Source organism: Sphingomonas sp. KR3-1 (genome assembly GCF_040049295.1).
Taxonomy (GTDB): Bacteria; Pseudomonadota; Alphaproteobacteria; order Sphingomonadales; family Sphingomonadaceae; genus Sphingomonas.
In genome coordinates this window covers 2,111,944-2,125,576 of sequence record NZ_JBDZDQ010000001.1, presented here as the reverse complement: position 1 = coordinate 2,125,576, position 13,633 = coordinate 2,111,944, and the positions used below count along the sequence as shown (strand labels likewise).

General features: G+C 68.7%; 12 protein-coding genes. 3 read left to right on the top strand and 9 right to left on the bottom strand.

Annotated features, from left to right (window positions below):
- Positions 1-38: 38 nt before the first annotated feature.
- From folP to ABLE38_RS10395, 7 genes are all read right to left on the bottom strand, one after another.
- Positions 39-1,127, bottom strand: a complete 1,089-nt coding sequence (gene folP / locus ABLE38_RS10425; RefSeq protein ID WP_348974078.1) for a dihydropteroate synthase — start codon at positions 1,125-1,127, stop codon at positions 39-41.
- A gap of 267 nt (positions 1,128-1,394) precedes the next feature.
- Positions 1,395-2,522 carry a site-specific DNA-methyltransferase gene (locus ABLE38_RS10420; protein WP_348974077.1) on the bottom strand — a complete coding sequence of 376 codons (1,128 nt, stop codon included), beginning with the start codon at positions 2,520-2,522 and terminating at the stop codon, positions 1,395-1,397.
- Positions 2,523-2,718: 196 nt separating this feature from the next.
- On the bottom strand, positions 2,719-4,413 hold the full coding sequence (locus ABLE38_RS10415) for an SPASM domain-containing protein (RefSeq protein WP_348974076.1): 1,695 nt from the start codon (positions 4,411-4,413) through the stop codon (positions 2,719-2,721).
- A gap of 91 nt (positions 4,414-4,504) precedes the next feature.
- Positions 4,505-4,906 carry a hypothetical protein gene (locus ABLE38_RS10410; protein WP_348974075.1) on the bottom strand — a complete coding sequence of 134 codons (402 nt, stop codon included), beginning with the start codon at positions 4,904-4,906 and terminating at the stop codon, positions 4,505-4,507.
- Positions 4,903-5,532, bottom strand: a complete 630-nt coding sequence (locus tag ABLE38_RS10405) for a ribonuclease HII (RefSeq protein ID WP_348974074.1) — start codon at positions 5,530-5,532, stop codon at positions 4,903-4,905. Before ABLE38_RS10405 ends, ABLE38_RS10410 begins: the two co-directional genes overlap by 4 nt.
- Positions 5,525-6,682, bottom strand: coding sequence for a bifunctional hydroxymethylpyrimidine kinase/phosphomethylpyrimidine kinase (thiD, locus tag ABLE38_RS10400; protein WP_348974487.1), 1,158 nt, complete (start codon positions 6,680-6,682; stop codon positions 5,525-5,527). Before thiD ends, ABLE38_RS10405 begins: the two co-directional genes overlap by 8 nt.
- 5 nt (positions 6,683-6,687) lie before the next feature.
- Positions 6,688-6,912 (bottom strand): DUF1272 domain-containing protein, encoded by a 225-nt coding sequence (locus tag ABLE38_RS10395; protein ID WP_348974073.1) that lies wholly within the window; start codon positions 6,910-6,912, stop codon positions 6,688-6,690.
- Between the two features lie 218 nt (positions 6,913-7,130).
- Here ABLE38_RS10395 and ABLE38_RS10390 point away from each other — a divergent pair, with 218 nt between their 5' ends.
- The gene (locus ABLE38_RS10390) at positions 7,131-8,309 is read left to right on the top strand and encodes a heme-binding protein (protein ID WP_348974072.1); all 1,179 of its coding nucleotides are present in this window, start codon (positions 7,131-7,133) and stop codon (positions 8,307-8,309) included.
- 39 nt (positions 8,310-8,348) lie between these two features.
- Here ABLE38_RS10390 and glmM read toward each other — a convergent pair whose 3' ends face one another.
- The gene (gene glmM / locus ABLE38_RS10385; RefSeq protein ID WP_348974071.1) at positions 8,349-9,689 is read right to left on the bottom strand and encodes a phosphoglucosamine mutase; all 1,341 of its coding nucleotides are present in this window, start codon (positions 9,687-9,689) and stop codon (positions 8,349-8,351) included.
- A 72-nt stretch (positions 9,690-9,761) separates the two neighbouring features.
- Between glmM and ABLE38_RS10380 the strand changes: the two genes are divergently transcribed.
- Positions 9,762-11,030, top strand: a complete 1,269-nt coding sequence (locus ABLE38_RS10380; protein WP_348974070.1) for a dicarboxylate/amino acid:cation symporter — start codon at positions 9,762-9,764, stop codon at positions 11,028-11,030.
- A complete protein-coding gene (locus ABLE38_RS10375) occupies positions 11,027-12,115 on the top strand; it encodes an AbrB family transcriptional regulator (protein ID WP_348974069.1) in 1,089 nt (362 codons plus the stop codon). Before ABLE38_RS10380 ends, ABLE38_RS10375 begins: the two co-directional genes overlap by 4 nt.
- A 110-nt stretch (positions 12,116-12,225) precedes the next feature.
- On the opposite strand, the gene gorA is transcribed toward ABLE38_RS10375, so the two are convergent.
- Entirely contained in the window at positions 12,226-13,572 is a 1,347-nt protein-coding gene (gene gorA, locus ABLE38_RS10370; RefSeq protein ID WP_348974068.1) for a glutathione-disulfide reductase, read from the bottom strand.
- Between the last annotated feature and the right edge of the window lie 61 nt (positions 13,573-13,633).

Here is a 13,633-nt window from a genome sequence, read left to right as displayed (position 1 = left end):
TTCAAACCTGCGAACGGCCCGGTTTGCAGGGCGGTTCCTTAGCCTGCGATGAGCGCCGCATCGCGCAGGCCGCGCCACACGCGAAGCGCCTGCACCGTCTCGGCGACGTCGTGCACCCGGATCAGCTGGGCCCCGGCATCGGCGCCCTTGAGCGCAAGCGCGAGGCTGCCGCCGAGCCGCTGGTCTGCCGGCGCCTCGTTGGAGAGCGCGCCGATCATCCGCTTGCGGCTGGCGCCGAGCAGCAACCCGCAGCCGATCCCGTGGAACAGCGCGAGCCCGTTGATCAGCGCGAGATTGTCCTGCAGCGTCTTGCCGAAGCCGATGCCCGGATCGACCAGGATCTTGCCGCGATCGACCCCCGCGGCGGCGACCGCGTCGACGCGCGCCTCGAGCCAGTCATAGACGTCGAGCAGCACGTCGGCGTAACCCTCGCCGCCATGCGGGCCCTTTTGCGGCTCGGGCGAATGCATCAGCACCACCGGGCAGCCCGCCTGCACCACCACTTCGAGCGCGCGCGGATCGTAGAGCAGCGCCGCGACATCGTTGACGATGTGCGCGCCCGCGGCGAGCGCGGCGCTCATCACCGAAGCGCGGCGCGTGTCGATCGAGATCGCCGCACCCCCGGCCGCGAGCTTGCGGATCACGGGCACGGTGCGCTCGATCTCCTCGCCTTCCCAGACCTCGGCCGCGCCCGGCCGCGTCGACTCGCCGCCGATATCGAGGATCGCCGCGCCCGCCACCGCCATGTCGACGCCCGCGCTCGCCGCCGCATCGACATCGTCCATATGCGTGCCGGCATCGGAGAAGCTGTCCGGCGTGCGGTTGAGGATCGCCATCACCTGGGGCTGGTCGAGCCGCACCACCCGCGCGCCGAGGCGGAGCGGCGCACGGGGGCCGGTGATGCGCTGGAGCAGCGCGGCGATGCGCGGATCGTCGGGTAGGTCGGCGACGGGAATGGTGCGCAGGAAGACGCGCTTGCCGCCGTCGCGGGCGATCAGCTCGAACGCCGAGCACCAGCTGAGCCCGCCGGCAAGGCGGACGAGTTCGCCGTCGCGGTTCACCGGCGAATCGGCGAGCTGGACGGGGCGGAGATAGAGCCGCGCGGTGCGGGGAAGATCGAGGGTCATATGGCGCGGAAAGTCACAAAAGCCGCGACATTCACGCGCACGAGACTTCCTGCCGCGGCAAGGCGGGTGCGCGGCGACGGGGTACGGAGAGAGCGGCTGGCCATGCGGGAAACCGTCTCAGACGAAATCCTACATTGGAAGCGGAAAGTGCATAACCCCTCCCCTTCAGGGGAGGGGTTGGGGTGGGGGCTGTCCGCGGGCGAAGGTCTCGGTGAGACACTGCCCCACCCCAAACCCCTCCCCCCGAGGGGGAGGGCTCAGGTTCCATTACGGCTGCGTCGCCAGCAGGTAATTCTGCCGCAGCGCGTCGATCGGCTTGAGGCCGTCGGCGGCTTCGTAGTTCCAGAAGGTCCAGCCATTGCACGACGGCGCGTTCTGCAGCGTCGCGCCGAGCTTGTGGATCGAGCCGGCCTGGCCCTCGCAGCTCAGCGAGCCGTCGGCGCCGACCGTCGCCTTCCAGCGGCGCTTGCCGTCGGTCAGCACGGTACCGGGCTTGAGATAACCATTCTCGACCAGCTGGCCGAAGGCGACGCGCGGCTGGCTCTTGGGCGCCTGCATCGTCTTCAGCGCCGATTCGTCGAGCGGCAGCGCCGCCTCGATGCGCTCCTGCGCCGCCTCGACATAGGCGCTCTCGCGCTCGATGCCGATCCAGCGCCGGCCGAGCCGCTTGGCGACCGCGCCGGTGGTGCCGGTGCCGAAGAACGGGTCGAGCACGACGTCGCCCGGCTTGGTGCAGGCGAGCATGATACGGTAGAGCAGCGCCTCTGGCTTCTGCGTCGGGTGGACCTTGGTGCCGCCCTTCTTGAGCCGCTCCTGGCCGCCGCAGATCGGGAATTCCCAATCCGAGCGCATCTGGATCTCGTCGTTGAGCGTCTTCATCGAGCGATAGTTGAAGGTGTATTTCGCCTTCTCGCCGGTGCTCGCCCAGATCAGCGTCTCATGCGCGTTGGTGAAGCGCGTGCCCTTGAAATTGGGCATCGGGTTGGCCTTGCGCCAGATGATGTCGTTGAGGATCCAGAAGCCGAGGTCCTGGATCGCCGAGCCGACCTTGAAGATGTTGTGATAGCTGCCGATCACCCAGATCGTGCCGTCGTCCTTGAGGATGCGGCGCGCCTCGGCCAGCCATTCGCGCGTGAACGCGTCATAGGCGGCCAGGCTGTCGAACTTGTCCCAGTCATCGGTGACCGCGTCGACGGCGCTGCCGTCCGGACGATTGAGGTCGCCGCCGAGCTGGAGATTGTAAGGTGGATCGGCGAAGATGCAGTCGATCGACTTGGCCGGCAGCGCGCGCATCGCCTCGATGCAATCCTGCTGCAGGATCGTATCGTACGGCAGCACGTCTACCCAGCTGCGTACCGTTGCCGGCTTCAGCCTGCCCTTCTCGAGAACCCCCATTAACCTCTTTCCCCTTGTTGGAGAGGCGGTTTCTGTCGTGGAACGACCTTCCGTCAAGCAGAGATTGGTTAACGAAAAAGCCTGCGATTCCGTTAACTTGTGGAACGGGTCGGAAACTTATCCACATGCTGAGTCGGAGACTTATCCACAGGCACAAGATATGGGGTGTGGCGAAAAAGACTCATAGTCGCCCGGCTCAGCCGAGCGCGATCGCCTCCCCGCCCAGCGCAACGCTTTCGTTCAGCCGGTAGCGCGCCTGGCGGTTGAAGCCGAGCTCGTAGAGCGCCTGCGCCTCCATCTGGAGCAGGCTGTGATCCTCGGGAAACCTGATTCGGCCGGCGACGCACAGCGCGGCGCGGCGCTGGGCGTCGCTGCCCGCCGCGCGAATCGCGTCGCCGAGCGCCTCGCGGGAGAAATCGGCGCGGAGCGAATCGGACGGCAGCTCGGCCTCGAGCGCGCGGGTGCGCCAGCTCGCGACGTCGTAGAGATGCGCGATTCCGCTGCCGAGGATCGGGTCACGCAGCGTCTCGAGAAAGGCCTGGTGCAGCGGATGCGCCGGATCGCCGACATTGCAGCGCGCGAATTGCGGCGCGAGATGCCCGCCGGTGTTCTGGATCATGTAGAGCCGCATCGTGTCGGCGCCGAGGTCCTGCGCCAGGCGCATCAGCGCCGGCATCTCGTGGAAATTGTCGAGCTGGACGGTGGCGTTGAGATGGAACTCGCGGAACTCGCCGCGCGCGCGCTTGGCGGCGATGAACTGCAGGTTGGCGTGGAGCTTGTCCCATTTTCCCGGGCGGCGGACATGCTCATAGACCCAGGGCGTGCAGGCATCGATCGAGACGTTGACCATCGCGCGGTAGCGATCGAGCCCGGCATATTGCGCCCAGCGCCCCTCGCCCATCAGCAGCGCGTTGGTGTGCAGCTCGAGCTCCACGTCGAGTTCGTGATCGGCCATGTAGCGCAGGATCGAGCGGTAATGCGGGCTCGACCAGGGATCGCCTTGGCCCGAGAGCGAGATCAGCACGCCCTTGCCCTCTCCCTCGAGCATCGGGCGGAACACCTGCTGCTCGATCTTGTCGAAGCGCAGCTCCTGCGCCTCGTCCGCCGCCAGGATGCCGTCGCGGCACGACGGACAGGCGAGGTTGCAGGTCACGTCGTGCGCGAGGAACAGCCAGCGCGGGCCCTGCGCCATCTCGGTGATGCCGCCATCGATCACCGCGCGCATCGCCGGATCGGTGACGTCGTCGCGCAGCGGCAGCGCATCCTCGTTGATGAAGGTGCAGCGCTGCTTGTTGCAGAAGCGATAGGAGCCGTCGAGGATGCTGGCGCGCATCGCCTGGGCGGCGTCGCTGTTCCAGATCTGGTCGGCGGTGCTGCCGTCGAGCTGGCCGAGCCGCTGCTGCGTCCAGATCGAGCAGCACGGCGCGACGGTGCCGTCCATCAGCGTCTCGAACTTGACGAAGGGCGCGTCGCAGAAGCGGCTCGAGAGGTCGGCCGACTTCGCGGTGCCGTGGCGCTCGACGAAGAAGATCGCGCCGGCGATCTGCGGGCAATGCGCGTGCTGCGCCGCCATGGCGGCAAGGAAGGCGAGCCCGCGCTCGCGGTTGACCGACAGCGCATGGAGCATGCCGCCGAGCAGGTTGAGGATCTTGGAGACCGGCGCGGCCTGGCCGGGCTCGAGGATCTCGATCAGGTCGCGCAGCTCGACGACATCGTCGTTGCCGGCCGCATCGGCGAGCAGCGGCCAGACGTCGGGATGATCGAGCCCGTCGCCCAGCCGGTCGACCAGGCTGGAGAGCACCGGGAAGAAGCGGCTCGCCATCGGATCCGCGACGGCCGGCCCGGCATCGGGGACGAACCCCTGCTCGTCGGCATTGGGCAGATAGGACATGGGCGCGCTCCGGAAATGGCTTTGTTCACCATTTTAGGAGGCGCGCGACCGCCGCGGCGGCGAAGGCGGCAATTTTTGCCGGGTGACGGCGTCAGAAGACGATCTTGCCGCCGGCATAGTGGCGCCAGCCGGTACCCTCGCCACATAATCCAGCCCTGCACACCGCGGAGGCGCGCAGAATGCGGCGCGCACTGCGGACCGCCGGGCACTGGGCCCCAGCCTCGAATGAAAACAGGACCATCGGGGTGGGAGCCTCCGTGGCGGTACGACGCAGATTGTCCTCTAGCATCGCGGCGGGAACTGGCTCGCCGTTCCAGGCCATGACCCCATCTCCACGCACGCGCACGGTATCGAAGGGTCTGAGGTCGCCAATCCCGTCGCTCGGGCTGTGCCAGCCTGTCGGCGGCCCGCCACACCCTCCGCCTTCGCCGGTCGCGCTATCGGTGCAGGCCGTAAGCGCCGCGAGGAGCGACACCGCGAGGGCAGCCTTCATTCGGCGGCGATCTGCGGGCCGAAATCGAAATGCGCCTGCGCGACGGGGGCGAAGCTCTTGCGGTGGTGCGGCGTCGGGCCGAGCGTGCGCAGCGCCTCCTGGTGGATCCTGGCGCCATAGCCCTTGTTGCTCGCCCAGCCATAGCCGGGGTGGAGCGCATCGAGCGCGATCATCATCGCGTCGCGGTGATGCTTGGCGACGATCGAGGCGGCGGCGATCGACAGGCAGAGCGCGTCGCCGCCGACCACGGCGTGGCTCCGGTGCGCCCAGTCCGGGCAGCGATTGCCGTCGACCAGCACGAAGGCGGGGGCGAACTCGAGCGCGGCGACCGCGCGCGTCATCGCCAGCATCGTCGCCCAGAAGATGTTGAGCTGGTCGATCTCCTCAACCGAGGCGATGCCGATGCCGACCTTGGCGCAGCCGAGGATCGCGGCGGAGAGCCGCTCGCGCTTGGGCGCGGTGAGCGCCTTGGAATCGTCGATGCCCTCGGGGATGCACTTGGGATCGAGTATCACCGCGGCCGCGACCACCGGCCCGGCGAGCGGGCCGCGCCCGGCCTCGTCCACCCCCGCCACCGGCCCGCCGTGCAGCTTCCCGTATTTCCGCTCGAACTTGAGATCAGGCATCACCGACCCGCCATGGCGGATAGCGGCGCATCTCGCCAGCCTGATAGAGACGAACCGCATTGCCCGCCGGATCGCGCAGCCGCGCCTCGCGCCAGCCCCAGGTCTCGTCCCTGGGCTCCTGCTCGAACAGCACGCCCTGCTGCTGGAGATAGGCGACGGTGACGTCGAGATCGCCGCATTCGAGATAGACGACCGGCGCGGTGTAGCCGGGATCGGTGGCGATCGAGAAGGTGGCGCCGCCCTCGGTCTCGAACCGGGCATAGCGCGGGGACGCGCGGACGACCTGGCGCATGCCGAGCAGCCGGTAGAAGCGCTCGCTCGCGGCAAGGTCGGTGGCGGGGACGGTCACCTGGTTCAGCATCGGCTCGAAGAAGCTCATGTTGAGGTCGAGCCGCACCGCCTGGTGCCCCATCGGGCCGTGCCCGCGCCCCAGCCCCGGCGCCTCGCGCATCGCCAGCCGGACGAAGCGGCGGGCGCGGCGCACCGCCTCGGGCAGATCCCACTCGACCGCGAGCCCGCAGGCGATCGCGGTGGCGAGCGTGCAGCCGGTGCCGTGCGTCGAATCGGTGTCGATGCGCGGGCTGCTCCACTCGATCTCGGGCGGATCCTCGGGATCGGCGGACCACAGCCGATCGGTGACCACTGCGCCTTCGGCATGCCCGCCCTTGACCAGCACCGCGCAGCGGTGCGCCGCGACCAGGGCCGCCGCATCGCCGCCGAGCGCCGCCAGCTCGGGCAAATTGGGCGTGACCACGGTGGCGCGGTCCATCAATTGGCGGAAGGCGCCGATCGTCGCGTCATCGGCGAGCGTCGCGCCGCTCGAGGCGACCATCACCGGATCGAACACCACCGGGATGCCGGGCAGCTCGGCCAGCTTCTCCGCCACCGCGACCGCCGTGCGCGCCGAACCGATCATGCCGATCTTGACCGCATCGACGCCGATATCGGTGACGCACGCATCGATCTGCGCGAGCACCATCTCGGTCGGCACCGGGTGGACGCCGCTGACGCCGAGCGTGTTCTGCGCAGTGATCGCCGTGATCGCGGTCATCGCATGGCCGCCGAGCATGGTGACGGTCTTGATGTCCGCCTGGATGCCGGCGCCGCCGCCGGAGTCCGAACCCGCGATGATGAGGATGCGCGCGGTCATGTCGGTCATCCCTTGAACCGGCGCTCCGTGCTCGCCGGGTTGTTCGCCAGCGCCTTGCCGACGCGTGCCGGGCGATCGAGCAGCTCGCCGCCGCAATTGGGGCAGCGTTCGTCGAGGGCATCGGCGCAGTCGGCGCAGTAGGTGCATTCGAACGAGCAGATGAACGCGCCGCCCTCATCGGGCGCCAGGTCGGTGCCGCAGCGTTCGCAATCGGGGCGCATCTCGAGCATGGCTTCTCCGCCCTAGCAGAATATCCTCCGGGAATCTGTGCCGATGCGGTTCTTTCGGCGCAATCCTTATTGCGTCCATCGCAGCATCCGATGTTCAACCGCTACGGGAAAATCCGAGAAGCAGGTCGCATTTCCGTAAGCCGGACCAACGTGCTGCGTGGCTTTGCCGCGTGGCATGCGGGGTGATGACTGCTGCACTTCCACTTGGGGGAAATGAAATGGCGACGACACCTACATCGAACCGCATTCGCGTCGGCGGCGGGCAGCAGGGGCAGGTGATCCTTGCCGATGCGCCGATCACACCGCCCGACCTCAGCCTGCCGCTGATCAACGAGCCGGCCCAGTCCAATCCGCCGGCGGTGGACCAGCCGGCGGAAGTGGGGCCGCTCTCCTATCTGATCGGCACCTGGACCAACAAGGACCTGACCCCCGGCAAGGGCGGGCCGGAGAATCCCTATTCCTACAATCTGATGCCGCTGCCGCAGAACGATCCGGGCGCCATCAGCGGCCCGCTCGGCTTCATCCTCAAGAACCTGACCTATTACGAGGAGATCACCTTCTCGCCGATCCACGGCACCGCGGCCAACCGTGGCGGCACCGGCACCCAGGTCTCCAACGCGCTTCTCTACGAGCAGCGCGTCTATGTCGCGGATGGCCCGGCCAAGGACACGATCGTCCATTTCGAGAACGGCATCTGGGGCTTCCTGAGCCCGGCGGCGCAACTGGTCGGCCCCTATGGCGACGACGATGGCAATGCGATCGGCACCACCAGCTTCGGCAGCGCACCGCCGCCCGAGCCCAACAACATCTTCAAGCAGATCTCGGTGCCGCACGGCAATTCGGTGCTGGCGGCCGGCAATGTGGCGTTCGTGACCGAGCCGCTGCTGCAGACCGACGGCCCCCCGCTCGAGATCGTGACGCCCAAGCTGCAGAGCGGGGCGCCCACAATCCCCGCGGCGGTGGTGCTGCCGCAGGACGTGCCGGGCAATATGATCCCGGCACCCGTCGCGGCGGCGATCCAGGCCTTTTACGGCACCCAGTCGGTCGAGAACCCGGTGCCGGCCTATACGCTGAACCCGAACCAGGCGCTGGTCGACGCGCTCGCCCAGAGCAACGTCACCCAGTTCCTCCAGTTCGACGTCGATACCAATATCGGCGGCGGCACGACTGCCAATATCAGCTTCGAACAGAAGCATGCCGAAGTGGCAAATTATGCCGCGACCTATTGGATCGAGGACGATGGCTCGGGGAATTTCGACCAGCTGCAATATTCGCAGACGATCATGCTGACGATCCCGGTCACGCTCCCGGGCACGAGCGAAGTGAACGTGATCACCTTTCCGCACGTCACCGTGAACACGTTGCGGCGGGGTACCGGCCCGGCGCCCGCGGCCTGACGCGGTGCTGCGCGCCTCCCGCCCGCGCGGGAGGCGCGTTCAGGCCGCCGCCTCGCGCACTACGTCGCAGATCCGGTCGACCACCGCCTCGACCTGGTCGCGGTCGTCGCCCTCGGCCATCACCCGAATCACCGGCTCGGTGCCCGAGGCGCGGATGACCAGGCGGCCCTTGCCGTCGAGCTCGGCCTCGGCCGCGGCGATCACCTGCTTGACGCGCGGGTCCTCGAGCGGCTTGCCGCCCTTGAAGCGGACGTTCTTGAGCAGTTGCGGCAGCGGATCGAAGCGGTGGAGCACTTCGCTGGCCGGCGCGCCGGCGCGGACCAGCTCGGCGAGCACCTGGAGCGCGGCGACCAGCCCGTCGCCGGTAGTGGCATAGTCCGACAGGATGATGTGGCCGGACTGCTCGCCGCCGACATTATAGCCCGACGAGCGCATCTTCTCGAGCACGTAGCGATCGCCCACCGCGGTGCGGATCAGCCCGAGGCCCTGCGCCGAGAGATGCCGCTCGAGCCCGAGGTTCGACATGACGGTGGCGACCAGGCCGCCGCCGGCGAGCCGGCCCTGGCGCGCCCAGCCGCCGGCGATCGTCGCCATCAGCTGGTCGCCGTCGACCACCTTGCCCTGCTCGTCGACGACGATCAGCCGGTCCGCATCGCCGTCGAGGGCGATGCCGATATGTGCGCCGCTGGCGACCACCGTCTCGCACAGGGTCTCGGGCGCGGTGGAGCCGACGCCGTCGTTGATGTTCTTGCCGTTGGGGGTGACGCCGATCGCGATCACCTCGGCGCCGAGCTCCCACAGCGCCGAGGGGGCGACCTGATAGGCGGCGCCATTGGCGCAATCGATCACGATCTTGAGCCCGTCGAGCGTCAGGTCCTCGGGGAAAGTCGACTTGGCGAAGTGGATGTAGCGACCGCGCGCATCCTCGACGCGGCGCGCCCGGCCGATCTCGGCGGAGGGCGCCAGCGGCACCTCGCCGTCGATCAGCGCCTCGATCGCCAGCTCGTCCTCGTCGGAGAGCTTGAAGCCGTCGGGGCCGAACAGCTTGATGCCGTTATCGGCATAGGGGTTGTGGCTGGCCGAGATCATCACGCCCATGTCGGCGCGCATCGAATGGGTGAGCATCGCCACCGCCGGCGTGGGCATGGGACCCACCAGCACCACGTCCATCCCCACCGAGGTGAAGCCCGCGACCAGCGCATTCTCAAGCATATAGCCCGAAAGCCGCGTGTCCTTGCCGATCACCACGCGGTGGCGATGATCGCCCCGCTGGAAATGCGCGCCGGCCGCCATGCCGACCTTCATCGCCATCGCCGCTGTCATCGGGGACAGGTTGGTGGCGCCCCGGATTCCGTCCGTGCCGAAATATTTTCTTGCCATGTGCCGTTTTCTCGCGACCTTGCAGGTCCTCAACCGCCACTGGATTAGCGCGGAAATTCTCAAAGGGCGAGCATGTCGCAACCAACCCGTATTCTATTGTCGTTGATTGCCGGGCTGATCCTCGGCGCGGTGCTCGCCGCATTCGCCCCGGCCGCCGCGACGACCGCGGCCGATTGGGCGCAGCCGGTCGGCCAGGCCTGGCTCAACGGGCTGCAGATGACGATCGTGCCGCTGGTCGTGGCGCTGCTGATCACCGGCGTCGCCGCGACCGCCGAGGCCGCGCAGGCCGGCCGCCTGGCCGCGCGCGCCATCGCGCTCTATGTGGTGGTGCTGGTCTTCTCCGCCGCCGCCGCGGCGATCCTGACCCCGCTCTTCCTCCATATCGCGCCGCTGCCGCGCGAATCGGCCGATGCGCTGCGCGCCGCTCTTGCCGGCGCCGAGAAGATCGGCCCGGTGCCGCCGATCGGCGAGTTCCTCGCCGCGATCGTGCCGTCGAACATCGTCAAGGCCGCCGCCGAGAACGCCTTCCTGTCGCTGATCATCTTCTCGCTGATCTTCGCCTTCGCGATGACGCGGGTGGGCGGCGAGGCCCAACGGCTGCTCACCGACTTCTTCAAGGCGCTGCGCGACGTGATGCTGGTGGTGATCGACTGGGTGCTGTGGGTCGGGCCGCTCGGCGTGTTCGCGCTCGCGCTCGTCGTCGGCGCCAAGGCCGGCACCGGCGCGTTCGGCGCGCTGATCCACTATATCCTCACCGTCGCCGGCGTCGGCCTGGCGGTGACGATCTTCGCCTATCCGGTCGCGGTGTTCGGCGGGCGCGTGGGGCTGGGCAAATATGTCCGCGCCGCGCTGCCCAGCCAGGCGGTGGCGCTCAGCACGCAGAGCTCGCTGGCGACCTTGCCGGTGATGATCGAGGGTTCGGGCAAGCTCGGCGTGCCGGTGGCGGTGTCGGGCGTGACGCTGCCGCTGGCGGTGGCGATCTTCCGCGCGACCGGCCCGGCGATGAACTTCGCGGTGGCCATCTATGTCGCCGAATGGTTCGGCGTGCCGCTCAGCCCGGCGACGCTGGCGGTGGGCGTGGTGGTGGCGACGCTGACCTCGCTCGGCTCGGTCAGCCTGCCCGGCACGGTCAGCTATGTCAGCGCGATCGCCCCGGTGGCGGCGACGATCGGCGCGCCGGTGAGCCCGCTCGGGCTGCTCGTCGCGGTCGAGACGCTGCCGGACATCATGCGCACCGTCGGCAACGTCACCTGGGACATCGCCGCGGCGACCTGGCTCGCGCGCCGCGCCGGCACGGTGCCGCTGGACGAGGCGGACACGATCCTCGCGCACGACAGTTGAGCGCGCGCACCGCCGGGCTGTGGCTGGCGCTGCTCGCCGCCTCGGCGGTGGGCACCGTGCTGATGGAAGCGACCGGACTGTCCGCCGGGCTGCTGCTCGGGCCGATGCTCGCCGCGATCCTCTTCTCGGCCCGCGGCGCCGGGCTCAGCCTGCCCCGACCCTGCTTCGTCGGCGCCCAGGCGCTGATCGGCTGCCTGATCGCCGGCACGCTCGACATCAGCACCTTCTCGCGGGTGGTGACGCAGTGGCCGATCTTCGTCGGGGTGACCGCCGCGACCTTGGGCGCGAGCAGCCTGCTCGGCTATCTGCTCAGCCGCTGGCGGGTGCTGCCGGGCAGCACCGCGATCTGGGGATCGATGCCGGGCGCCGCCTCGGCAATGGTGGTGATGGCCGATGCGTTCGGCGCCGATGCGCGGCTGGTGGCGTTCATGACCTATACCCGGGTGGTGTGCGTGGCGGCGGTCGCCTCGATCCTGGCGGCGGCGCTCGGCGCGCATCGCAGCGGCGACTGGCTGGTGACGATGCTGGCGCCCGCGCCGCTGGTCCCGTCGCTCGCGACGCTGGCGGTAGCGGCGGCCGGCGCGTTCGTCGGCCTCAGGCTGCGCATTCCGGGCGGCGCGCTGCTGCTGCCGATGGCGGCGGGGATCACGCTCCATGCGCTCGGCGTGCTGCGCATGACCCTGCCCGAACCGCTGCTGGCGGTCGCCTATGCGCTGGTCCGCTGGCGGATCGGCCTCGCCTTCACCCGCGAGACGCTGGCGCTGGCCGCCAGGGCGCTGCCGCGGGTGCTGCTGGCGACGGGCGCGCTGATCGGCTTTTCCGCGATGCTGTCGCTGCTGCTCGCGAAGCTGACCGGGATCGATCCGGTGAGCGCCTATCTCGCGGTCAGCCCGGGCGGGCTCGACTCGGTGGCGATCATCGCGACCTCGGTGCCGGTCGACCAGCCCTTCGTGATGGCGATGCAGGCGCTGCGTTTCCTCGCGGTGCTGGCGCTGGGACCCAGTTTGGCAAGGTTCGCGGCGGTGCGGTTTGCCAGAGCCTATTCCCCCCCGAGCTCACTCGGGGAGGGGGACCGCGACGCGTAGCGTCGGGGTGGAGGGGCCGCCGCGGACACGCGGCGGTAGCCCGCCGCGCCCCTCCACCACCGCCTTCGGCGGCGGTCCCCCTCCTCCAGACAAGCTGGGGGAGGATTTGGTTATTTCATCAGCACCAGCTCTTCCGACATCGTCGGGTGGAGCGCCACGGTCTGGTCGAAGGCGTCCTTGGTCAGCCCGGCCTTCACTGCGACTGCCGCCGCCTGCATGATCTCGGGCGCGTCCGGGCCGATCATGTGGAGGCCGACGACCTTTCCGGTCATCCCGTCGCAGACCATCTTGTAGAGCGCGCGCTCGTTGCGGTCGGCCAGCACGTTCTTCATCGCGCGGAAGTCAGCGGTGTAGACCGCGACCGAGCCCAGCTTGTTGCGCGCCTCGCTCTCGGTCATGCCGACGGCGGCGAGCGGCGGGTGGCTGAACACCGCGCTCGGGATGCAGTTGTAATCGACCTGGTGCGGCTTGCCGCCGAAGATCGTGTCGGCAAAGGCCTGGCCCTCGCGGATCGCGACGGGGGTGAGCTGCACGCGGTTGGTGACGTCGCCCACCGCGTAGATCGAATCGACCGAGGACTTGTTGTCGGCATCGACCTGCACCGCGCCCTTGCTGTCGATCTGGACGCCGACTTCCTCGAGCCCCAGCCCCTTGGTGTTGGGCACGCGGCCGGTGGCGAAGACCACGCAATCGACGTCGAACGGCTCGTGCTTGGTCAGCGACACCTTGAAGCTGCCGTCCGCATTCTGCTCGATCGAGTTGAACTCGGCGTGGAAGCGGAAATCGATGCCCTTCATCAGCGAGATCTGGAGCAGCCGGTCGCGCATCGAGTGATCATAGCCGCGCAGGATCACGTCGGTGCGGTTGACCATCGTGACGTGGCTGCCGAACTCGTTGAAGATGCCGGCGAACTCGTTGGCGATATAGCCGCCGCCCGCGATCAGCACGCGCTTGGGCAGCGTGTCGAGATGGAAGACCTCGTTCGAGGTGATGCCGAGCTCGCTGCCCGGGAAATCGGGGACATGCGGGTGCGCGCCGCTGGCGATCAGGATATATTTGGCGCTGATCGTCTTGCCGCTGGCGAGCGTCACTTCATGCGGGCCGGTGACGGTGGCGCGCTCGATGAACGTCTCGACGCCGTTGTTGTGCAGCGTCTGGGTGTAGAGCCCGTTCAGCCGGTCGACATCGGCCAGGACATTGTCGCGCAGCACCGCCCAGTCGAAATCGCATTCAGGCACGTTCCAGCCGAAGCGGCGCGCGTCCTTCAGGTCCTCGGCGAAATGCGCGCCATAGACGAGCAGCTTCTTCGGCACGCAGCCGCGGATGACGCAGGTGCCGCCGATGCGATATTCCTCGGCGACCGCGACCTTGGCGCCATAGGCCGCGGCAACGCGCGAGGCGCGCGTGCCGCCCGAGCCTGCACCGATGACGAAAAGGTCATAGTCATACTCGGCCACCGGCAATCCTCCGCTCGTTTCGAGGCCGGGAGATAGGGGGCGCCGCCCGAGATGCCAATGC